This is a genomic window from Tepidiforma sp., assembly GCF_026419595.1.
In the GTDB taxonomy this organism is placed as follows: domain Bacteria; phylum Chloroflexota; class Dehalococcoidia; order Tepidiformales; family Tepidiformaceae; genus Tepidiforma.
The window spans coordinates 51,132-70,190 of sequence record NZ_JANZZD010000002.1; the positions used below are offsets into that span (position 1 = coordinate 51,132).

Annotated in this window: 20 protein-coding genes; 5 read left to right on the plus strand and 15 right to left on the minus strand. The window is 72.1% G+C overall.

The window, feature by feature from the left end:
* Nucleotides 1-81 precede the first annotated feature (81 nt).
* The 4 genes from N2041_RS01665 to N2041_RS01680 all read right to left on the minus strand — a co-directional run bounded on the left by N2041_RS01665 (nt 82) and on the right by N2041_RS01680 (nt 4,032).
* Nucleotides 82-1,860, minus strand: a complete 1,779-nt coding sequence (locus N2041_RS01665; protein ID WP_297675180.1) for a bifunctional diguanylate cyclase/phosphodiesterase — start codon at nt 1,858-1,860, stop codon at nt 82-84.
* Between the two features lie 128 nt (nt 1,861-1,988).
* Entirely contained in the window at nt 1,989-2,468 is a 480-nt protein-coding gene (locus N2041_RS01670; protein WP_297675182.1) for a GNAT family N-acetyltransferase, read from the minus strand.
* A 7-nt stretch (nt 2,469-2,475) separates the two neighbouring features.
* Nucleotides 2,476-3,243, minus strand: a complete 768-nt coding sequence (locus N2041_RS01675; RefSeq protein ID WP_270057228.1) for an SDR family NAD(P)-dependent oxidoreductase — start codon at nt 3,241-3,243, stop codon at nt 2,476-2,478.
* A gap of 78 nt (nt 3,244-3,321) precedes the next feature.
* Nucleotides 3,322-4,032 (minus strand): histidine phosphatase family protein, encoded by a 711-nt coding sequence (locus N2041_RS01680; RefSeq protein ID WP_297675185.1) that lies wholly within the window; start codon nt 4,030-4,032, stop codon nt 3,322-3,324.
* Nucleotides 4,033-4,121: 89 nt separating this feature from the next.
* Between N2041_RS01680 and N2041_RS01685 the strand changes: the two genes are divergently transcribed.
* The 4 genes from N2041_RS01685 to N2041_RS01700 all read left to right on the plus strand — a co-directional run bounded on the left by N2041_RS01685 (nt 4,122) and on the right by N2041_RS01700 (nt 7,372).
* Complete coding sequence (locus tag N2041_RS01685) at nt 4,122-5,054, plus strand: LLM class flavin-dependent oxidoreductase (RefSeq protein WP_297675187.1); 933 nt, start codon at nt 4,122-4,124, stop codon at nt 5,052-5,054.
* A gap of 41 nt (nt 5,055-5,095) precedes the next feature.
* Nucleotides 5,096-6,085 (plus strand): 2-dehydropantoate 2-reductase, encoded by a 990-nt coding sequence (locus tag N2041_RS01690; protein WP_297675189.1) that lies wholly within the window; start codon nt 5,096-5,098, stop codon nt 6,083-6,085.
* A gap of 71 nt (nt 6,086-6,156) precedes the next feature.
* Nucleotides 6,157-6,678, plus strand: a complete 522-nt coding sequence (locus tag N2041_RS01695; protein WP_297675191.1) for a DinB family protein — start codon at nt 6,157-6,159, stop codon at nt 6,676-6,678.
* Between the two features lie 97 nt (nt 6,679-6,775).
* Complete coding sequence (locus N2041_RS01700; RefSeq protein ID WP_297675193.1) at nt 6,776-7,372, plus strand: Gmad2 immunoglobulin-like domain-containing protein; 597 nt, start codon at nt 6,776-6,778, stop codon at nt 7,370-7,372.
* Between the two features lie 6 nt (nt 7,373-7,378).
* Here N2041_RS01700 and N2041_RS01705 read toward each other — a convergent pair whose 3' ends face one another.
* Nucleotides 7,379-8,542 (minus strand): aminotransferase class I/II-fold pyridoxal phosphate-dependent enzyme, encoded by a 1,164-nt coding sequence (locus N2041_RS01705; protein WP_297675195.1) that lies wholly within the window; start codon nt 8,540-8,542, stop codon nt 7,379-7,381.
* Nucleotides 8,543-8,554: 12 nt separating this feature from the next.
* Entirely contained in the window at nt 8,555-10,219 is a 1,665-nt protein-coding gene (locus N2041_RS01710) for a methylmalonyl-CoA mutase family protein (RefSeq protein ID WP_297675197.1), read from the minus strand.
* A gap of 124 nt (nt 10,220-10,343) precedes the next feature.
* Here N2041_RS01710 and N2041_RS01715 point away from each other — a divergent pair, with 124 nt between their 5' ends.
* Entirely contained in the window at nt 10,344-10,844 is a 501-nt protein-coding gene (locus tag N2041_RS01715; RefSeq protein ID WP_297675198.1) for a YajQ family cyclic di-GMP-binding protein, read from the plus strand.
* A gap of 13 nt (nt 10,845-10,857) precedes the next feature.
* Here N2041_RS01715 and N2041_RS01720 read toward each other — a convergent pair whose 3' ends face one another.
* The 9 genes from N2041_RS01720 to N2041_RS01760 form a co-directional block, all read right to left on the minus strand.
* A complete protein-coding gene (locus N2041_RS01720) occupies nt 10,858-11,727 on the minus strand; it encodes a cytochrome c oxidase assembly protein (protein WP_297675199.1) in 870 nt (289 codons plus the stop codon).
* A gap of 3 nt (nt 11,728-11,730) precedes the next feature.
* Nucleotides 11,731-11,976 (minus strand): Lrp/AsnC ligand binding domain-containing protein, encoded by a 246-nt coding sequence (locus N2041_RS01725; RefSeq protein ID WP_297675201.1) that lies wholly within the window; start codon nt 11,974-11,976, stop codon nt 11,731-11,733.
* A gap of 35 nt (nt 11,977-12,011) precedes the next feature.
* Nucleotides 12,012-12,467 (minus strand): GerMN domain-containing protein, encoded by a 456-nt coding sequence (locus N2041_RS01730; RefSeq protein WP_297675203.1) that lies wholly within the window; start codon nt 12,465-12,467, stop codon nt 12,012-12,014.
* A 69-nt stretch (nt 12,468-12,536) separates the two neighbouring features.
* Entirely contained in the window at nt 12,537-14,381 is a 1,845-nt protein-coding gene (locus N2041_RS01735; protein ID WP_297675205.1) for a VWA domain-containing protein, read from the minus strand.
* On the minus strand, nt 14,378-15,325 hold the full coding sequence (locus N2041_RS01740) for a VWA domain-containing protein (protein ID WP_297675206.1): 948 nt from the start codon (nt 15,323-15,325) through the stop codon (nt 14,378-14,380). The genes N2041_RS01735 and N2041_RS01740 overlap by 4 nt, the downstream gene beginning before the upstream one ends.
* Nucleotides 15,322-16,242, minus strand: a complete 921-nt coding sequence (locus N2041_RS01745) for a hypothetical protein (protein ID WP_297675208.1) — start codon at nt 16,240-16,242, stop codon at nt 15,322-15,324. The genes N2041_RS01740 and N2041_RS01745 overlap by 4 nt, the downstream gene beginning before the upstream one ends.
* A complete protein-coding gene (locus tag N2041_RS01750) occupies nt 16,239-17,180 on the minus strand; it encodes a DUF58 domain-containing protein (protein ID WP_297675210.1) in 942 nt (313 codons plus the stop codon). Before N2041_RS01750 ends, N2041_RS01745 begins: the two co-directional genes overlap by 4 nt.
* 25 nt (nt 17,181-17,205) lie before the next feature.
* Entirely contained in the window at nt 17,206-18,195 is a 990-nt protein-coding gene (locus N2041_RS01755) for an AAA family ATPase (RefSeq protein WP_297675212.1), read from the minus strand.
* A 134-nt stretch (nt 18,196-18,329) separates the two neighbouring features.
* Entirely contained in the window at nt 18,330-19,040 is a 711-nt protein-coding gene (locus N2041_RS01760) for a ComF family protein (protein ID WP_297675214.1), read from the minus strand.
* Between the last annotated feature and the right edge of the window lie 19 nt (nt 19,041-19,059).

Below are 19,059 nucleotides of genomic sequence, written 5' to 3' on the forward strand. Positions count from 1 at the left end.
CGGCCGAACGGGGCGTGGAGCCGTGGCGTGTTCGGACTCGAACGCAGTCTACGCCGGGTTCGGCATGCGGACCAGCGCGCTTCAGGCGGCCTCGGCGGCGCCGGCGGATTCGGCTGCAGGCGTCCCGAGGTCTTCGAAGATGTCGAAGCCGTTGCCGCCGGAGCGCTTCACCAGCCGCTTGGCCCGGGCGATGGTGGCGGCGAGGTCTTCGTAGGAGAGGTGGGCGATCCGTTCGAAGGGGCAGCCGGCGATGGAGACGGTGAGGCGCGTCTCCGCCGGGAGTTTGCCTTCGGGGTCGAACCAGCCGGGGCGGGCGAGAGCGCGCTGGCAGGCGGCGCGGAACGCGTCGAGGTCGTCGGTGTGGACGGCGACGATGAAGTCGTCGCCGCCGACGTGGCCGACGAAGGCGTCGCGGCTGGCAGCGCCCGCGGCGTCGACGAGGATGCGGGAGAGGGCGAGGATGGCGGTATCGCCGTGGGCGAAGCCGCAGGCGTCGTTGAACTGCTTGAACTGGTCGAGGTCGGCGTAGAGGAGATACCAGCCGGCGGGGTCGTCGCGGAGCCGTTCGAGGTGCTCGCGGATGCGCTGGTTGCCGGGGAGGCCGGTGAGCGGGTTGAGGTTGCGGGCCTCGGCGACTTCTTCGGCGAGGACGGCCTGCAGGAGCTCGTGGACGCGGACGATGCCGGCGAGCGCATCGCCGTCGAGGACGACGATGGGGTCCTGCTGGAAGGGCGCGGCGCGCTCGAGGGCGGCGCGGGCGGCGGTGCGGGGCGAGGCCGAGGCATCGACGCAGGTGGCGGGGGCGCAGAGTTCGGAGGCGGGGCGCTTGCCATTCAGCGGGAGGCCGAACTGCCCGGACATGCGCTCGAAAATCCGGCCGCGCGTGACGATGCCTTCCACCCGGCGGCCATCGAGCACGACGACGGCCTCGAGGTGGCGGTTGTTGGCGAAATGCTCCATGAGGCGGCCGCCGGGGGTGGCGGCGGTGACGGTCGGGGTGATGGTGACGAGGTCGCCGATGCGGGTGACGACGGGGGCGGCGCGGCGGAGGCGGTTGGCGCGGTGGATGGCGAGGCGGGCTTCGGAGGCCGCCGGGGCGGGGACGGGCGCGGGGCGGCCGAGGAAGTAGCCCTGTCCGTAGTCGGCGCCGAGTTCGATGAAGGCGGTGAGCTGTTCGCGCGTTTCGATGCCCTCGGCGATGACGCGGGCGCCGACCTGCCGCGCGAAGGTGCAGATGGCTTCGACCATGGAGCGGCGGCCGCGGTCGAACTCGATGTCGCGGGCAAGCCAGCGGTCGAGTTTGATGAAGTCCGGCCGGAGCTCGACGATGGACTGGAGGCTGGAGGCGCCGGCGCCGGCATCGTCGATGGCGAAGAGAAAGCCGCAGGCGCGGAAGGCGCCGACGACGCGGCGCATCTGACCGAAGTCTTCGATCGCCTGCTCTTCGGTGATTTCGAGGACGACGCGCTCGGGCTGGAGGCCGTGGCGGCGGACGAGGCCCTGGAAGGAGGAGGGCGAGAGGAGGCCGGAGGTGAGCGCCGAGGGCGTGCAATTGAGGAAGAGCATCTGCTCGTGGCCGATGACGGGGCCGAAGCGGCTCACGGCAGCGACCCGCCAGCTGTGGTCGACCTGCTCGAGCAGGTTGCAGGCGCTGGCGGCGGCGAGGAACTCCTGCGGGTTATCGAGCGGCGCGGGCGCTTCCGGCCGGGAGAGAGCTTCGTAGCCGAGGACGTCGCCGGTGGAGAGGGAGGCGATCGGCTGGCAGAGGCTGCGGACGGCGCCGCCATCGAGCACGGCGCGGATGGCGCGCCGGGTGGCGGCGGCGGAGATGGTCGTGGCGAGGGGCCCGGTGGGCGGCATGTCGCGCGTGTCGCTCCTTGGTTGTCGACCTCACCGGGAGTGTCGGAACGCCGGGACCGTGACCGTACCACCTTTCGACCACCGTTAAAGGGACTGTAACCGGCTGTCACCCGCCCGCCCCGCGCCGGCTACGGAGCTGGCGGCTGGAGGCGGTTGCCGTAGATGCCCGGGTCGCTGCCGGGAATGGGGATGGCGCCGACCGCGCGGGCGTAGAAGTCGGCCGGGCCGACGCTGCCGATGACGGCGTAGGCGTAGCCCTCGGCGGCCATGGCGTGGAGCGAACAGAGGAGGAGCGCGGTGCCGATGCCGCGGCCGCGCTCGGCTTCGTCGACGCCGGTGGGGCCGAAGAAGTTCGGCCGGGTGGCGTGGTAGCAGGCGAAGCCGAGCACGGCGCCCTCCCGGGCTGCGACGTAGCAGGTCGCCGGGCTGCGGGAGAGCGAGACGGTCAGCTCATCTTCCCAGCGGGGGAAGTGGGCGCGGACGAAGGCCAGGACGGCCGAGCGCTCGTAGGCTTCGGGCCGGCGGCAGACGACGCCTTCGGCGGCGAGCCGCTGGAGGAGCGGCTCCGCCGGGGGCAGGTCGTACAGCCGGACGAGCATGTCGGTCATCGGCGGCTCAGGCGAGGGCGCCGCCGTCGAGGATGAGCGTCTGGCCGGTAGTGAAGGAGCTGGCGGGACTGGCGAAGTAGACGACGGCGCCGGCCATCTCGTCGGGTTCGCCGATGCGCTTGAGGGCAGAGGTCTGGACGGAGTTCTTGAGGATGGCTTCGTTCTCCCAGAGGGCGCGGGAGAATTCGGTGCGGATGAGGCCGGGGGCGATGCAGTTGACGCGGATGCCGTCCGCGCCCCACTCCTTCGCGCAGACCTGCGTGAGCATGATGATGGCGGCCTTGGAGACGGAGTAGGCGCCGAGGCCGGTGGACGCGCGGAAGCCGCCGGTCGAGCTGACGTTGATGATGGAGCCGCCCTGGCCGTGCTCGAGGATGGCTTCGCGGACGAGCTTGCTGAGGAAGAACACGGACTTCACGTTCGTGTTCATGACCGTGTCCCACGCGCGCTCGTCGAGGTTCGCGACGGGGCCGAAGACGGGGTTGGTGGCGGCGTTGTTGACGAGGATGTCGATGCGGCCGAGCTGGCGCTTCGTCTCGGCGACGAGGTTTTCGAGGGCGGCCATGTCGCGGACGTTGGTAGGGACGGCGATGCCGCGGCGGCCGGTCGCGCGGATGGCGGCGACGGTTTCTTCGAGCGATTCGGGTTTGCGTGCGGCGACGGCGACATCGGCGCCGGCCTCGGCGAGCGCGATGGCGATGGAGCGGCCGATGCCGCGGCTGCCGCCGGTGACGATGGCGACCTTGCCGGCGAGGGAGAAATCGGCGACGGGCACGGGGAACCTCCGGGCAGGGGCATCTGAATGTGGCCGGATTCTATCCGGGGGCCGGCCTTCGCGCCCGGGCCCGGCCGGTCAGTGGGAGACGAGGTTCCACTCGCCGGTGCGCAGGTGGTGGACGTCGTTCAGCGACTGGAGGGCGCGGACGCCTTCGCCGGCGAAAACGATGGAGATGGAGGCGTGGGCCGGGCGGAAGAACATGTCGTAGGGGCTGCCGATGATGTGGCCGATGTAGGCGTTGATGACGCCGCCGTGGCAGGCGATGACGACGCGCTTGCCCTGGTTGCCGGCGATGATCGCTTCGACGGCGTTGACGGTGCGCTTGCGGAATTCGAACGAGCTTTCGGAGTAGGGGTAGACGTCCCACTTCCGCTCGCGGAGCATCCGTTCGCGGATGCCGAGGAGGAGTTCGCGGCCGAGGAAGTCGATGGCGGACTTCTCGGGCGGGATATCGCGGAAGATTTCGACCTCACGGAGGTCGTCGATGACGATCGGCTCGAGGCGGTGATGGCGGGCGATAGCGCGGCCGGTTTCGAGGGCGCGCTGGAGCGGGCTGGCGTAGACGGCATCGACGCGGTCGGCGCTGAGGCGGGCGCCGACGGCTTCGGCCTGCTGGCGGCCGCGGTCGGAGAGCGGCGGGTCGATGGTGTCGCCGACGGGGCCGGTGCGGGGGTCGGGGACGTACTGCTCGCCGTGGCGGACGAAGATGAGCTCGGTGACGCCTTCGACGTCGGTGAGGAAGGCGCGGTCGAAGATCATCGGAGAGCGGGCGGTGCCGTGGGACATCGGGGCTCCGGGTGGCAGAAGGTTTCGAGGGGACTATCCCAGATGCGGGTGAACGCGAAAAGCGGCGCGCGGGCCTATGATGGTGGGCCATGCAGGCGCCGCACGTTTCGGTGATGCTCCGGGGCTGGGATATCCGGACAGGGACGACGGGCGAGATGGTGCTCGACGCAGCCCGGCGGGCGGAGCGGCTGGGGCTGGACGGGCTCATCGCGGGCGACCACGTGACGTTCTACGGCTACGGGAACGACGGGCTCGTCACGCTGACGGCCGCAGCGGCGGTGACCGAGCGGATCGACCTGAAGACGGGCGTCTACCTCTTGCCGCTGCGGCACCCGGTGCCGGTGGCGCTGCAAGTCGCCCAGCTGGACCAGCTGAGCATGGGGCGGTTCACGCTCGGCATCGGGGTCGGGGGCGAAGACCCGCACGAATTCTGGAGCTGCGGCGTGGACCCGCGGACGCGCGGGGCGCGGACGAACGAGGCGATCGCCATCCTGCGGCAGCTGTGGACGGAGGACGGGGTGACGTTCCGCGGGCGGCATTTCACGCTCGAGGAGGTGACGGTCTACCCGAAGCCGTTCCGGCCGGTGCCGATCTTCGTCGGCGGGCGGAGCGAGGCGGCGCTTCGGCGGGCGGGGCGGCTGGGCGACGGCTACACCGGCATCTGGCTGACGCCGGAGCGGTTCGCGGAGGCGATGGCGCAGGTGCGCGCGTTCGCGGCAGAGGCGGGACGCGACCCGGCGGCCGTCGAGGGTGGCATGCAGTTCTGGACGAGCGTGGCGGACGACCGGGCAGCGGCGCGGGAGCTGGTGGGCCGGGCGATGGAGGCGACCTACCGGCTGCCGTTCGAGCGGTTCGAGCGGTACACGCCGTTCGGCACGGCGCGGGAGGTAGCGGCGTTCCTCTGGCAGTTCGTCGAGCAGGGGGCGCGGCACGTGAACCTGATCACTGCGCAGGCGACGCCGGAGGAGGCGATCGAGCGGGCGGCGGAGATCCGGGCGGCGCTCCGCGAGCTGGCAGGCTGAGGGGGCTGCCCCGGCAGGTGCGGATTCCGTATCCTGCGCGGGTGGCAACGGCTGCGGTCATCGGCTCCGGCGCGGTCGGCGGGTACTATGGCGGGCGGCTCGCGCTCGCCGGCCACGACGTCCGGTTCCTCGTCCGGAGCGAGTACGAGGCGTGGCGGACGAACGGGCTCCGGGTGTTCAGCAAGGACGGCGATTTCCACCTGCGCGAGGTGCAGTGCTTCCGCGACCCGCGCGAGATGGGACCGGCGGACTGGGTGATGTGCGCGCTGAAGGCGACGGCGATCGGCGAGGCGGCGGAGCTCATCGCGCCCTGCGCGGCGCCGGGCACGCGCATCGTGGCGCTCATGAACGGGCTCGGGAACGAGCAGCGGCTGGCAGAGCGGTTCGGAGCGGAGCGGGTGTTCGGCGGGATGGCGTTCGTCTGCATCAACCGGGGCGAGCCGGGTGTCATCCACCACCTCGACTACGGCCGGGTCTCCATCGGACACCTCGGCGACGACCCGGCGGCGTGCGCGGCGCTGGCAGAGCTGCTGCGGAGCGCCGGGATCGAAACGGTGGTGGCGCCGAGCCTGCGGTTCGCGCGGTGGGAGAAGCTCTGCTGGAACGTGCCGTTCAACGGGCTGAGCGTGGCCGCGGGCGGCGTCGGGACGCACACGATCCTGCGCGACCCGGAGCTGCGGGCCTTCGCCGAGGGCGCGATGCGTGAGGTGGTGCGGGCTGGCAACGCCGACCTCGAGGCGGCCGGGAGCGGTGCGCGGCTCGACGAGGACGACGTGGAGGCGCGGATGTTCGCCCAGACGGAGACGATGGGCGACTACCGGACGAGCATGGTGATCGATTACGTGCTGGGGCGGCCGCTGGAGTCGGAGGCGATCCTCGGGAACCCGGTGCGGCGGGCGCGGGAGCTCGGAATCGCAGCGCCGCGGATGGAGGCGCTGTACGCGCTGGTGCGGCACGCGGACCTCGCGCGGCGGGGAGAGCGGCGGCTGCTGCAGGCGGCCGACCTGGCGCTGCCCGGCACGGTTGTTTGAAGAAACTTACCGGGCGGTATAGACTCGCCGGGCGCACGCACTGAGCACCTGCCCAGGAGGAGGAACGACGCATGACCGGGATTCGCGAGATGCTGATCGACGGGATCGAGCAGCTGAACGACTGGTTCGACGACGCGCTGAAGGGCCTGACGGACGAGCAGGCGAACTGGCTGCCGCCGGGGAAGACGGTGAGCATCGGCTTCAACGCCTGGCACACGCTGCGGACGCAGGACGACATCGTGAACTTCGTGCTGCAGGGGCGGAAGCCGACGGTGTGGATGAGCGAGGGGTTCGCCGAGCGGCTCGGGCTGCCGCCGGTTGGGCAGGGCACCGGGATGTCGCTGGAGGATGCGCGGGCGCTCCGCGTCTCGGTCGAGCCGCTGCGGGAGTACTGCCAGCGGGTGAAGGCGGTGACGCTCGAGTTCGTGAAGAACGTGCCGCAGGAGGAGCTGGAGCAGGTCCAGCAGATCCGGCCGCTCGGCGAGATGCCGAAGTGGAAGGTGCTCCGGCAGGTGGTCATGACGCACGGGTTCATGCACCTGGGCGAGGTGAACACCATCAAGGGCGCGCAGGGGATGGGCTTCTCCATCTAGCGCCGCAGGCACGAACGGCTCCGTGTAAGGAGAGCCTTGCGCTGCCGGTCTACGCTGGGAGTGTGCGCCCCTGAGGGCGCCCCCCGGAGGGAGCAGCATGGACCGGAACGGATGGCTGAGGATGGCCGCGGCGGCTGCGCTGCTCGCGGCGGCGGGTGCCGTGCTCGGGGCATGCAGCGACCGGGACGACGGGGCGGCGCCGCCGCCGACCGCCGGGGAGCCGACCCGCCCGGCTTCGCCCCCGTCTTCGCCGCCGGCGCCAACCTCCACCGCGGCCCCGCCGACGGCAGCATGGCCCACGCCGCCGGCGACCCCGGGACGGCCGACCCCGGCGGGCCCGACGACGGTGCAGATGACCGGCGTGTGCCCGCCGAACCCGGACCCGGCGCCCGCGAACGTCGCGGTGGTGACGCAGCCGGCGCCGAACGCGAGCGTGACGAGCCCGCTGACGGTGACGGGAATGGTGGAGGCGTTCGAAGCGACCTTCCAGGCCGAGCTGCTGGACGCGCAGCAGAACCAGCTCGCCCACGTCGTCGGCATGGCGCAGCAGGGGCAGGTGCTCTCGCCGTTCAGCGTGCAGCTGACGTTTTCGGTCAATGCGCCGACGCCGGGGTGCCTGCGCATCTACCAGCAGAGCGCGCGCGACGGTTCGGACACGAAGATCGTGCTCGTGCCGCTGGTGCTGCTGCCGTGATGGGGCTCAGCGGCTGGCGAGCCGGCGGGCGGCTTCGCGCAGGGTCTCTTCGGACTTCGAGAAGGTGAAGCGGACCATGCGGCTGCCCGCCCCGCTGCCGGGCCGGTAGAAGCTCGACCCGGGAACCGGCGCGACGCCGATGTCGCGGATGAGGTGGTGGGCGAAGGCGGTGTCGTCGCCGTCGAAGCCGAGGGCAGAGAAGTCGGCCATGATGTAGTAGGCGCCCTCGGGCTGGTGGCAGGCGAAGCCGGCGCGGCGGAGCGCATCGAGCAGGATGGCGCGCTTTTCGGCGTACATGGTGCGGAGTTCGGGGTAGTAGCTGTCGGCCTGTTCGATGGCGATGGCCGCGGCCTCCTGCAGCGGGGCCGGCGCGCCGACGGTGAGGAAGTCGTGCACCTTGCGGAGGGCGTCGGAGAGGTGGGGCGGGGCGATGAGGTAGCCGAGCCGCCAGCCGGTGACCGAGAACGTCTTGGAGAGGCCGCTGATGGTGATGGTGCGCTCGTACATGCCGGGCAGCGTGGCCATCGGCACGTGCTCGTGGTGGTCGTAGAGGATGTGCTCGTAGATTTCGTCGGTGATGCAGAGGGTATCGAACTCCTGGCAGAGGGCGGCGATCTGCTCGAGTTCGGCGCGGGTGAAGACTTTGCCGCTCGGGTTGTTCGGCGTGTTGACGATGATGGCGCGGGTGCGCGGCGAGAAGGCGCGGCGGAGCTCGTCGGGGTCGAAGGAGAAGCCTTCGCCGCGGAGGGTGACGAAGACGAGCTTCGCGCCGGACATGGCGGCATCGGGGACGTAGTTCTCGTAGAACGGTTCGAAGACGATGACCTCGTCGCCTTCTTCGACGACGGCGAGCATGGCGCACATCATCGCCTCGGTCGCGCCGCAGGTGACGGTGACTTCGCGGTCGGGGTCGAGGTCGAGGCCGTAGAGGCGGCGGGTCTTGTCGGCGATGGCGCGGCGGAGGCGGGGCGAGCCCCAGGTGATGGCGTACTGGTTGATGTCGGCGTTGATGGCGTCGATTGCGGCCTGCTTGATGAAGGCGGGCGCGGGGAAGTCGGGGTAGCCCTGGGCGAGGTTCATCGCGCCGTGGAGCATGGCGAGGCGGGTCATCTCGCGGATGACCGACTCGCTGAAGACGCTGGTGCGGCGGGCGACGTGGGCGCGGGGCATCGAGCGGAAAGGTTACACCACCACGTGCTCCCGGTATTCGCCGAAGACGCGGCGCCACATGCCGCAGATTTCGCCGACCGTCGCGCCGGCGTTCACGGCATCGAGGATGTAGGGCATCGTGTTCGCCTTCGGGTCGCGGCTGGCGTTTTCGAGGGCGAGCATCGCGGCGGCGTGGCGCGCTGCGTCGCGCTCGGCCTTGTGCTTCTTGAGGCGGGCGAGGTGACGCTTCTCGCCCTCGGGGTCCATGCGGAGGATGGGGATTTCGCGGGGCTCATCGAGGATGTACTCGTTGACGCCGACGATGATGCGGTCGCGGGTGTCGACTTCGCGCTGGAAGCGGGCGGAGGCGTCGGCGATCTCCTTCTGGAAGAAGCCGGTTTCGATGGCGGGGATGACGCCGCCGAGGGCTTCGATCTTTTCGAAGTAGTCGAGGGCGTCGCGCTCGATGTCGGCGGTGAGCCGTTCGACGAACCAGGAGCCGCCGAGCGGGTCGACGGTGTTGATGACGCCGGTCTCGTGGAGGATGACCTGCTGGGTGCGGACGGCGAGGCGGGCAGCCTTGTCGGAGGGCAGGGCGATCGCCTCGTCCATGGCGTCGGTGTGGAGGGATTGGGTGCCGCCGAGGACAGCGGCGAGCGCCTGGATGGCGACGCGGATGAGGTTGACCTCGGGCTGCTGCTCGGTGAGGGAGACGCCGGCGGTCTGGGTGTGGAAACGGAGGATCCAGGAGCGGGGGTTCTTCGCGCCGAAGCGTTCGCGCATCTGGCGGGCCCAGATGCGGCGGGCGGCGCGGTATTTCGCGATCTCCTCGAAGAAGTCGTTGTGGGCGTTGAAGAAGAAGGAGATGCGGGGCGCGAAGCTGTCGATATCGAGGCCGCGGGCGAGCGCCCACTTCACGTATTCGATGCCGTCGGCGAGGGTGAAGGCGAGCTCCTGGGCGGCGGTCGCGCCGGCCTCGCGGATGTGGTAGCCGGAGACGGAGATGGGGTTCCAGAGCGGCATCTCCTTCGATGCGAACTCGATGGTGTCGGTGACGAGGCGCATCGATTCGGCCGGCGGGTAGATGAACTCGTTCTGGGCGATGTATTCCTTGAGGATGTCGTTCTGGAGGGTGCCGGCGAGCTTCGCGCGGGGGATGCCGCGCTTCTCGGCGGCGGCGATGAAGAGGGCCCAGACGACCGGTGCCGGGCTGTTGATGGTCATCGACGTGGTGATCTTGTCGAGCGGGATGCCGTCGAGCAGGAGCTCCATATCGCCGAGGTGGTCGACGGCGACGCCGCAGGAGCCGAATTCGCCTTCGGCCCACGGGTCATCGTGGTCGTAGCCCATGAGGGTGGGCATATCGAAGGCGATGGAGAGGCCGTTGTTGCCGGCTGCGAGGAGATCCTTGTACCGCTGGTTCGTTTCTTCGACCGAGCCGAAGCCGCTGAACATGCGGATCGTCCACGGCTTGCCGCGGTAGCCAGTGCGGTGGATGCCGCGGGTGAAGGGGTAGTGGCCGGGGAGGTTGATGTCGCGCTCGTAGTCGAGGTCGGCGGTATCGGTCGGGTCGTAGACGCGGTCGATGGGGCGGCCGGAGACGGTGATGAAGGGCCCGGCGAGTTCTTTGCCTTCGCGGAGGACGGCGTCGTCGTATTCGGCGCGGAGCTGGCGGGCGCGGTCGGGGTCGATCTGCATGGGAGGACTCCGGTAGGGGCGAACGTTTTGGCCGGGCGGCCAACGGTAACTGTACACGAGCCGGCGACAGGGGTGGGAGGCCCCCGGGATGCGTTTCGGGCAGGCGGCGGGCTACGCTCTTGGCATGGCGAAGGACGAGAGTTTCGATATCACGACGGGCGCTGACCTGATGGAGGTGGCGAACGCCATCAACCAGGCGCGAAAGGAGATTGCGAACCGGTTCGACTTCAAGGGGGTCGTGGCGGAGATCGACTACGACCACGGGACGACGCGGTTCGTGCTGCATGCGCAGGACGACTACAAGCTCGAGGCGATGTGGCAGGTGGTGGCGCAGCGGATGGTGGCGCGGAACGTCCCGCTGAAGAACCTCGTGCGGGGGACGCCGCAGAAGGCATCCGGCGGGACGCTGCGGCAGGAGGTGACGATCGTCCAGGGCATCGAGCCGGAGGTCGCGCGGAAGATCGTGAAGTTCATCAAGGACCAGAAGTACAAGAAGGCGCAGGCGCAGGTGCAGGGCGATGCGGTGCGGGTGAGTTCGCCGAGCCGGGACGAGCTGCAGCAGGTGATCCGCGACGTGAAGGCGCAGGACTGGGGGATCGAGCTGAAGTTCGGGAACTACCGCTGAGGGTGCGAACGGCTCAGAGCGGGCGGTGGAAGACCTGCTCGAGGGCGGCGCGGCGGCGGCGCTCGGCTTCGCGCTGGAGGGCGAGGCGGCGGTCGATGCGGCGCTGGTTGCGGGCTTCGTAGCGGATCCAGCCGACGATGATGCTGGCGAGGGCGGCGACGAAGAGCAGGTTGCCGGCGAGCCAGAGGATCATGATGGCGATGCGCTGGTCGGCGATGGGCTCGGGCGCCCAGGCCGGGGCGCGCTCGGCGAAGCCGGCGTGCATAGCGGTGTTCATGCTGAGGAACATGCCGCCGAAGAGCGCCTTGTGGGTCATTTCGACGAAGACGTAGAGGACGCGGAGCGGGTAGGGCAGCCGCCAGCCGACCGGGTCGATGGCGAGCGCGGGCAGCCAGAAGAGGAGGCCGGTGACGAGCAGCGTGGCCAGCTGGAGGTCGCGGAGGAGCCAGTTCGTCGCGGCGAGGTCGGTCAGCCGGGTGAACTGCCAGAGGTAAGTGACGACGGCGAACAGGAGCCAGGTGAAGACCGGGAACGTCAGGGCCTTCACGAGGCGGCTGCGGACGGCGCGGCGGAGGCGGCGGCGGCCGGCGGGGCCGGCGGCGCGGAAGGCGAGCGTGAGCGGCGCGCCGAGGAGGAGGAGCGGCGGGGCCGCCATGGTGAGGGCGAGGAAGCCGGTGAAGTTGACCCAGAGGACGCGGTTGCCGAGCGATTCGAGCGGGGTGACCGTGGCGGCGGCGACGATGACGAGCCCGGCCGCGAAGCAGGCCAGCCGCCAGGCGGGGTGGCGGCCGGCAGCAGCCCGCCACGCGCGAGCGTAGAGCAGCGCCGCCGCGGCGAGGAGGGGGAGCCAGAACGGGTCGAGCGTCCAGCCGGCGACGGTCACGGGTCAGCGCGCTCCGAAGGCCTCGAAGGTGAGGATGGTGAACGTCTCGCGGACGTGCGGGATGGACTGGATGTCGCGCTCGATGACGCGGCCGATGCTGTCGATGTCGTCGACGTAGAGCTTGGCGAGGAGGTCGTACTGGCCGGTGATGCTGTAGCACTCGGAGAAGGCGGGGACTTCGGCGACGCGGTTGGCGACGTCGGTGGTATGGCCGGGCTCGGTCTTGATCATCACGAAAACGGCGCGCATGGATGGAGTGTACGGCACGGCGGGCGGCGCGGGTGTCAGGGCTGGAGCCGGTCGGGCTGACCCTCGACGAGGATGCGGGTTTCGGCGCCGGGGACGATGGCGCTGACGGTGCGGCTGATGGCGCCTTCGATGGCGAGGACTGCCGCCGAGCCGCCGCCGTAGCCGAGCACGTCGGCGGAGAGGTCGACGGTGACGGTATCGCCCTGGCGGGAGACGCCGAGCAGCCGGGTGCCCGGCGGGAAGGGATTGACGACGCCGGCGGAGGCGCGCTCGTCGGCGGTCGGGCCGGCGAGGAGCAGCTCGAGGGCGGCCGGCAGGGGGTCGGCGCCGGCGGGGAGGGTGCGCTGGACGGGGCGGAAGCCGGTCATGTCGGCGATGGGGTAGACCAGCGAGACTTCGACGGGCGCGGAGTCATCGTCGCCGCCGCACGCGGACGCCGCGATGGACGCGGCGAGCAGGAGGACGGCGAGGAAGCGGAGCGCGGCGCGCATGGCCGAAGGATGACACCAGGCATAGCCGCCAGTCATGGGCCGCGCGGGGCAGCCGGGGGCGGCCAAAGGTCAGTAGTCGGTGCCGGGGCTGCCGGCGAGGGCGTCGCGGAGCTGGGCGAGCCGGCTGCGCTCGGCGAGGAGTTCGAGGATGCGGAGCGCCTGGGCAGGGGTCGGCTGCTCGCCGGCCTCGAGGAGGAGCTGCTGAACCTGCCGGTCGATGGCCTCGATCTGGCGGTTGAGCTGGGCGATGGTGGGGCCGGGCTGGCCGCCCTGCCCCGGGACGGGCGTGCCGGTCGCACCGGGGGTCCCTGCCGGGGATGCGCCGGGCATGGGGGTTTGGCCGCCCTGGCCGGGGCCCGGGGTCTCCTGGCCCGGGCCGGGCGTGCCGGCGCCGGGACCGGGCGTCCCTTGCCCGGGGCCGGGAGTGCCCGCACCGTCCTGGCCGGGGGATGGGGAGGCGCCGGGCGACGGCGAAGGAGAGGGGGAGGGCGTCGGCGTCTCGGGCGGCGGCGGGAAGAGGAGGCGGAGGACGACTTCGAAGTCATGGCGCGAGGCGTCGTCGGAGGGGTCGATGATGAGGGCGTCGCGGAAGGCCGAGAGGGCCTCCTGCAGGCGGCCGGCTTCGAACTGGTGGTGGCCGATGCTGGCGAAGGCGCGGCGGCGGATGTCCGGGTCGTTGGATTCGAGGGCGCGCCGGGCGGCGCGGATGGCGTCCTCGTAGCGGCCGGCGGCGTGGTAGGCGGCGGCGAGGTTGAGGGTGACGTTCGGGTCGTTGGGGCGGGCGACCTGGGCTTCGAGGAAGGCCTCGATGGCGGCCTCGGCGTCGCCGGCGGCGAGGGCTTCGCGGCCGCGTTCGTTCGCTTCGTAGGCGGGGGTGGCGCAGCCGCCGAGGAGGAGCGCGAGGAGGGCGGCCGGCAGGAGCACGGCGGGGCGGCGCGGGCGCACCCGCTCCCAGGCGGTCCCGAGGAGGAGGAGCGCGAGGGCGGCGCCGGCGAACCACTGGAAGCGTTCGACCGGCAGCGTGGTCGTGCGTTCATCGAGGCGGGCGCGTTCGAGGGCGCGGACCCGGCCTTCGACGACGCCGGGGACGACGCTGAGGTCGTTCCCGAGGTAGCGGCCGCCGCTGGCCGCGGCGAGCGATCGGAGGAAGCCTTCATCGAGGCGGGAAGTAATCGGTTGGCCGGCGGCATCGAGCCGGGGCCCGGTGCGGCCGGTGAGCGGGTCGACGGCGGGGACGATGCCGCCTTCCGGGGTGCCGGCGCCGGCGATGAGCAGCTCGGCGCCGGACGCGCGGACCTGCTGCGCGACGGCGGCGACATCGCCGCCGAGGTTGTCGCCGTCGGTGATGAGCAGGATGAGGCTGCCGGCCGAGTCGTCGCCGGCGAGGAGTTCGAGCGCGAGTTCGAGGCCCCGGGCGACGTCGGTGCCGCCTTCGACGAGGACGACGCCGGTTTCGAGGCCTTCGATGACACGGGCAGCGGCCGCCGTATCGGTCGTGAGCGGGAAGCGGATGCGCGCGCTGCCGGCGAAGACGACGAGGCCGACGCGGTCGCCGGCAAGGCGATCGATGGAGCGGATGGCGGCGGCCTTCGCGGCGGCGATGCGGGAGGGCTCGACGTCGGGGACGTCCATGCTGCGGGAGATATCCATGACGATGACGAGGTCGGCACCGGTGCGGGGGACCTGCGACACGCGGGTGCCCCAGCGCGGCTGGGCGGCGGCGGTGATGGCGAGCGCGGCGGCGGCCGTGTAGCAGGCCATCGCGGCGAACGAGGGCCGACCGGGCAGAACGCGGGAGAGGCGGCGGGCGGCCCGGCGGCCGCGGATGATGCCCGCGACCCACGCGAGCGCGGCGGCGGCCGGGATGCCGAGCAGGAGCAAGACCCACGGGTGGGCGAAGGAGAGGCCGCTCATCCCGGACTCCTCCGCAGGATGGTGGCGCCGAGGAGGAGTTCGAGCGCGAGCAGGCCGGCAGCGGCACCCGCGAACCACGGCGAGAAGTAGTCGTAGTCGTCGAAGGCGTCGCGGGTGATGCGGGAGCGCTCGAGCGAGGAGATTTCGTCGTAGACGTCGTCGAGCTGGCCGGGGTTGCTGGCGACGAAGTAGCGGCCGCCGGTCTGGTCGGCGATGGCGCGGAGGAGGCGCTCATCGATTTCCCGGCCGCGCTCCAGCGGGGATTCGCTGACGACGCCGATGGTGTAGACGCGGATGTTGAGCGCGGCAGCGAGGGCGGCGGCAGCCTCGGGCCGGATGGAGGGGGCGTTGTGTTCGCCGTCGGTGAGGAGGATGACGACGCGGGAGGCGGCGGTGGATTCCTGCAGCATGCTGAGCGCGGCGGCGAGGCCGACGCCGATGCCGGTGCCATCGGGCAGGAGGCCCGATTCGAGGTCGGCGACCATGCGGTCGAGAGCGGCGTAGTCGGTCGAGGGCGGGGAGAGGGCGAGGGCGTCCTGCTGGAAGACGACGAGGCCGACGCGGTCGTTCTCGCGGGAGCGGATGAACTCGCGAACGACGTCTTTGGTGACGGCGAGGCGGGTGGAATCGCCGAAGGTCTGGAGCATCGAGCTGGAGAGGTCGAGCGAGAGCACGATATCGACGCCTTCGCCGGGGACGATGGTGCGGGCGTCGCCGCCGCGCGGGCCGGCGATGGCGACGGCGAGGAGGACGACGGCGAGGACGCGAAGCGCCGGGAGCGCCCGCGCGAGCCGGAGCCGGAGCCGCGGCCGGGCTGCGACGAGGCCGGCGGCCGAGGCGACGGGGATGGCGGCGCGGCGGCGCGCGCGGAGAACGAACGGGAGGGGCAGCGCGAGCAGCGCGAGGGCGAGGGCCGCGGGGGTGGCGAAGTCGATGCCGTTCATCCGGGTTCGCCCACCAGTTCGTAGGCCATCGCGAGGTCGGCCCGGCGGCGTTCGGGGGCCGGCCGGTAGCCGGCATAGACGACGGCGTCGCACTCTTCGAGGAGGCCGCCGGCGAGGCGGGCGACCCAGCGGTCGGCGCCGGAGGCTTCGAGGCGGGCGCGCAGCTCTGCGGCGGTGAGGGCCGTCGCGGGGATGCCGAAGCGGCGGGCGAGCTCGGCGCGGACGGTGGCGGCGAGGGCGCGGTAGGCCGCCACGGGGTCGGTCTCGATGGCCGATTCGGCGAGGAGGAGCCCCTCCAGCGCGGGCTCCGCCGGCGGGGGCGGCGCGGGAGCGGCCGGGGCAGGCGCCCGGCGGCGAAGGCGGCGGGCGAGGAGGATGACGAGCGCGGCGAACAGCCCGGCGGCGAAGGCGGCGCCGGCAGCGATGGCCGGGCGGAGGAGCGGTGATTCGGCGCCGGCGATGGCGACGGGCGGCGCGAGCGGGCTCAGCTCGAGCGGGGCGTCGGGGAGGAGGGTCGGGAGGACGCGGAGGGGCACCGGCGGCGGCTCGACCGTCTGCACATCGGGGCCGGCGGTCACGGCGATGGTGGGGCTGAAGGCGAGGTCGCCGAGCGCGAACGGCGCGACGGTCGCCTCGAGGATCCACGCGGTTTCGCCGCCGGCGCTGCTGAGCTGGCGGGGAGCTTCGAGGCGGACGGCTTCGACCGCGCCCCAGCCGGCAGTGCCGGGTGCGAATTCGGGCTGCTGTCCCTCCGGGAGGACGAGGCGGACGGTGAGCCGGAGGTGGTCGCCGATGCGGGCGTTCGCCGGCTCGACCGCGACCTCGACGGCGGGCGGCTGCTCCTGCGCGCTGGCGGCGCCCCCGGCGAGGACGGCGGCTGCGAGGAGCGCGGCGGGCAGCAGCAGCCGGCGGCTCATGCGGCCGCGCCCCTGCGGCGGAAGAAGCGGAGGAGGGCGGGCACGTAGTCGCGGCCGACGTGGGCGCGGATTTCGTCGATCTGCAGCTGGCCGAAGAGGGCGGCGCGGTCGGCATCGAGGGCGGCGACGCGGCGGGCGTAGGCGGCGCGGACGGCAGGGTCGGAGGTGTCGACTTCGACGGCGGCGCCCGTCTCGGCATCGGCGAGGGTGACGATGCCGGCCGCGGGCAGCGTTTCGTCGACCGGGTCGCGGACGGTGACGGCGATGAGGTCGTGGCGGGTGGCAGCGGCCCGCAGGCGGGCGGCATCGAGCGGTTCGAGGAAATCGGAGATGAGGAAGACGGTGGCGCGGCGGCGCTGGACGCCGACGAGGTACTGGAGCGCCGCCGCGACGTCGGTGCCGGGGCTGGCGGGCCGGGCGCGGAGGACCTCGCGGATGAGGCGAAGGACGTGGGTGGCGCCGCCGCGGGGGCGCACGTAGCGCTGGGGCTCGCCCGAGAAGAGGAGGAGGCCGACGCGGTCGTCGTTGCGGATGGCGGCGAGGGCGAGCACCGCGGCGATCTCGGCCGCGAGGGCGGCCTTCGGCTGCGCGCCGGCGCCGGCGAACTGGGAGGCGGAGCAATCGACGGCGAAGATGACAGTCAGCTTCCGGTCTTCGCGGTAGCGGCGGATGAACGGCTCGCCAGTGCGGGCGTAGGCGTTCCAGTCGAGTGCGCGGACGTCGTCGCCCGGGACGTAGGGGCGGAGCTCGTCGAATTCGATGCCGCGGGCGCGGAAGACGGCGTGGTATTCGCCGAGGAAGAGGGTGTTGACGAGGCGGCGGGCGCGGAGCTCGATGGCGCGCACGCGGGCGAGGAGCTCGGGCGTGAGGTCGTCCTCGAGCGCGGCGGGCCGGGGGGGTTCGGGACGGCGGAGCGGGCGCGGGAGACGGAGACGCATCAGGCTGCTCCGGGCGCGGGCGGCATCAGGGGACGTCGACCCCTTCGAGGATACGGTCGATGAGGTCGTCGGGGGTGAGTTCGCGGGCGTCGGCTTCGTAGGTGGTGATGATGCGGTGGCGAAGGGCTTCGTGGGCGACGGCTTTCACGTCCTCGGGCATGGCGTAGCCGCGGCCCTGGAGGAAGGCGTGGGCGCGGGCCGCGAGGGCGAGGGCGATCGAGGCGCGCGGCGATGCGCCGAAGGCGACGAGCGGCTGGAGGTCGGGCATGCGGTAGGCGGCCGGCCGGCGGGTGGCGGCGACGAGGTGCGTGATGTAGTCGCGGATGGCGTCGTCGAGGGCGACTTCGTGGACGGCCGCGCGGGCATCGAGCATCGCCTGGCGGGAGGCGACGACGCTGACCGCCGGCGGCGACGGCGCGAGGCTCATCTCGAGCACCTGGCGCTCCTCGGCGCGGGAGGGGTAGTCGACGCGAACTTTGAGGAGGAAGCGGTCGAGCTGGGCTTCGGGCAGCGGGTAGGTGCCTTCCTGCTCGATGGGGTTCTGGGTCGCGATGACGAGGAAGGGGTCATCGAGGGGGAAGGTCTGGCCGCCGATGGTGACCTGGCGCTCCTGCATGGCTTCGAGGAGGGCCGACTGGACCTTGGCCGGGGCGCGGTTGATTTCGTCGGCGAGGACGAAGTTGGCGAAGATGGGGCCTTTGCGGATGGTGAACTGGCCGTCGCGGGCGTTGAAGATTTCGGTGCCGATGAGGTCGGCGGGGAGGAGGTCGGGGGTGAACTGGATGCGGACGGCGTGGAGGTCGAGCGCGCGGGCGAGGGTGGAGACGGTGAGGGACTTGGCCAGGCCGGGCACGCCTTCGACGAGGATGTGGCCGTTGCAGAGCAGGCCGATGAGCAGGCGGTCGATGAGGCGGTCCTGGCCGACGATGACGCGGTGGACTTCGGCGCGGACGCGGGCGAGGGTGTCGGAGGCGAGGGCGGCGGATGGGGAGAGGGTGGAGGCGCCGGGCGGCACGGGTGGCTCCGGGGCAATGAGGTGCCCGTATTGTAGGCGGGGGCGAGGTAAAGCCGGGGGAACCGGAGTGAGCGGGAACCGGGAGGCGGGAACCGGGAGGCGGGAACGGGGAACCGGGAACGGAAAGGCGGGGGTCAGTCTTCGATGGAGGCGTGGAGGCGGGTGAGGTCGAGGCTGGCGCGGGTAAAGCTGAGGGCCCAGGTCTCGCGGGCGCCGTGGTCGAGGAGGGCGCGGGCGCATTCGCGGACGGTGGCGCCGGAGGTGATGACGTCGTCGATGATGCCGATGCGGAGGCCCTCGAGCGGCGGCCCCTCGCAGGCGAAGGCCCCGGCGAGGGCGGCGGCGCGTTGGGCGGCGGTGCGGCGCACCTGGCTGCCGGTGTGGCGCAGGCGGCGGAGGCGGGCGGGCGCCGGCGGGAGGCCGGCGTGCCGGAGGAGCAGCTCGGCCTGGTTGAAGCCGCGCTCGCGCTCTCTGCGGAGGTGGAGCGGCACGGCGACCCAGCCGTCGACCGGGAGCGAGGCGGCGGCCGCGGCGAGCCGGTTCGCCATCAGCGGGGCGAGGGCGCGGTAGCGTTCGTATTTCAGCCGGTGGACGAGGGCGCGGGCGGCGCCGGTGTGTTCGCACACGGCGCGGACGCCGGCGAGTTCACGCCAGCCGAAGCAGCGCGGGCAGAAGCCCTCGCCCTCCCACGCTGCGGAGCAGAAGCCGCAGCGGCCGGGGCCGATGGCAGGCTGCAGCGCCGCCTCGCAGCGGGCGCAGAGCGGCGTATCGAATGCGCCGCAGCCGGCGCAGCGGAGCGGGAAGAGGAGGTCGACGGCGCGGCCGAGGAGTTGCCGGGGGCGCACGGCGGGGAGGATAGCAACC

What these genes read in the sequence shown, in the direction of transcription:
- N2041_RS01745 (WP_297675208.1), bottom strand. Translation starts at nt 16,242, where the DNA reads ATGAGCCGCCGGCTGCTGCTGCCCGCCGCGCTCCTCGCAGCCGCCGTC.
- N2041_RS01715 (WP_297675198.1), top strand. Translation starts at nt 10,344, where the DNA reads ATGGCGAAGGACGAGAGTTTCGATATCACGACGGGCGCTGACCTGATG.
- N2041_RS01740 (WP_297675206.1), bottom strand. Translation starts at nt 15,325, where the DNA reads ATGAACGGCATCGACTTCGCCACCCCCGCGGCCCTCGCCCTCGCGCTG.
- N2041_RS01680 (WP_297675185.1), bottom strand. Translation starts at nt 4,032, where the DNA reads ATGTCCCACGGCACCGCCCGCTCTCCGATGATCTTCGACCGCGCCTTC.
- N2041_RS01665 (WP_297675180.1), bottom strand. Translation starts at nt 1,860, where the DNA reads ATGCCGCCCACCGGGCCCCTCGCCACGACCATCTCCGCCGCCGCCACC.
- N2041_RS01710 (WP_297675197.1), bottom strand. Translation starts at nt 10,219, where the DNA reads ATGCAGATCGACCCCGACCGCGCCCGCCAGCTCCGCGCCGAATACGAC.
- N2041_RS01705 (WP_297675195.1), bottom strand. Translation starts at nt 8,542, where the DNA reads ATGCCCCGCGCCCACGTCGCCCGCCGCACCAGCGTCTTCAGCGAGTCG.
- N2041_RS01725 (WP_297675201.1), bottom strand. Translation starts at nt 11,976, where the DNA reads ATGCGCGCCGTTTTCGTGATGATCAAGACCGAGCCCGGCCATACCACC.
- N2041_RS01695 (WP_297675191.1), top strand. Translation starts at nt 6,157, where the DNA reads ATGACCGGGATTCGCGAGATGCTGATCGACGGGATCGAGCAGCTGAAC.
- N2041_RS01685 (WP_297675187.1), top strand. Translation starts at nt 4,122, where the DNA reads ATGCAGGCGCCGCACGTTTCGGTGATGCTCCGGGGCTGGGATATCCGG.
- N2041_RS01750 (WP_297675210.1), bottom strand. Translation starts at nt 17,180, where the DNA reads ATGCGTCTCCGTCTCCCGCGCCCGCTCCGCCGTCCCGAACCCCCCCGG.
- N2041_RS01730 (WP_297675203.1), bottom strand. Translation starts at nt 12,467, where the DNA reads ATGCGCGCCGCGCTCCGCTTCCTCGCCGTCCTCCTGCTCGCCGCGTCC.
- N2041_RS01700 (WP_297675193.1), top strand. Translation starts at nt 6,776, where the DNA reads ATGGACCGGAACGGATGGCTGAGGATGGCCGCGGCGGCTGCGCTGCTC.
- N2041_RS01670 (WP_297675182.1), bottom strand. Translation starts at nt 2,468, where the DNA reads ATGACCGACATGCTCGTCCGGCTGTACGACCTGCCCCCGGCGGAGCCG.
- N2041_RS01735 (WP_297675205.1), bottom strand. Translation starts at nt 14,381, where the DNA reads ATGAGCGGCCTCTCCTTCGCCCACCCGTGGGTCTTGCTCCTGCTCGGC.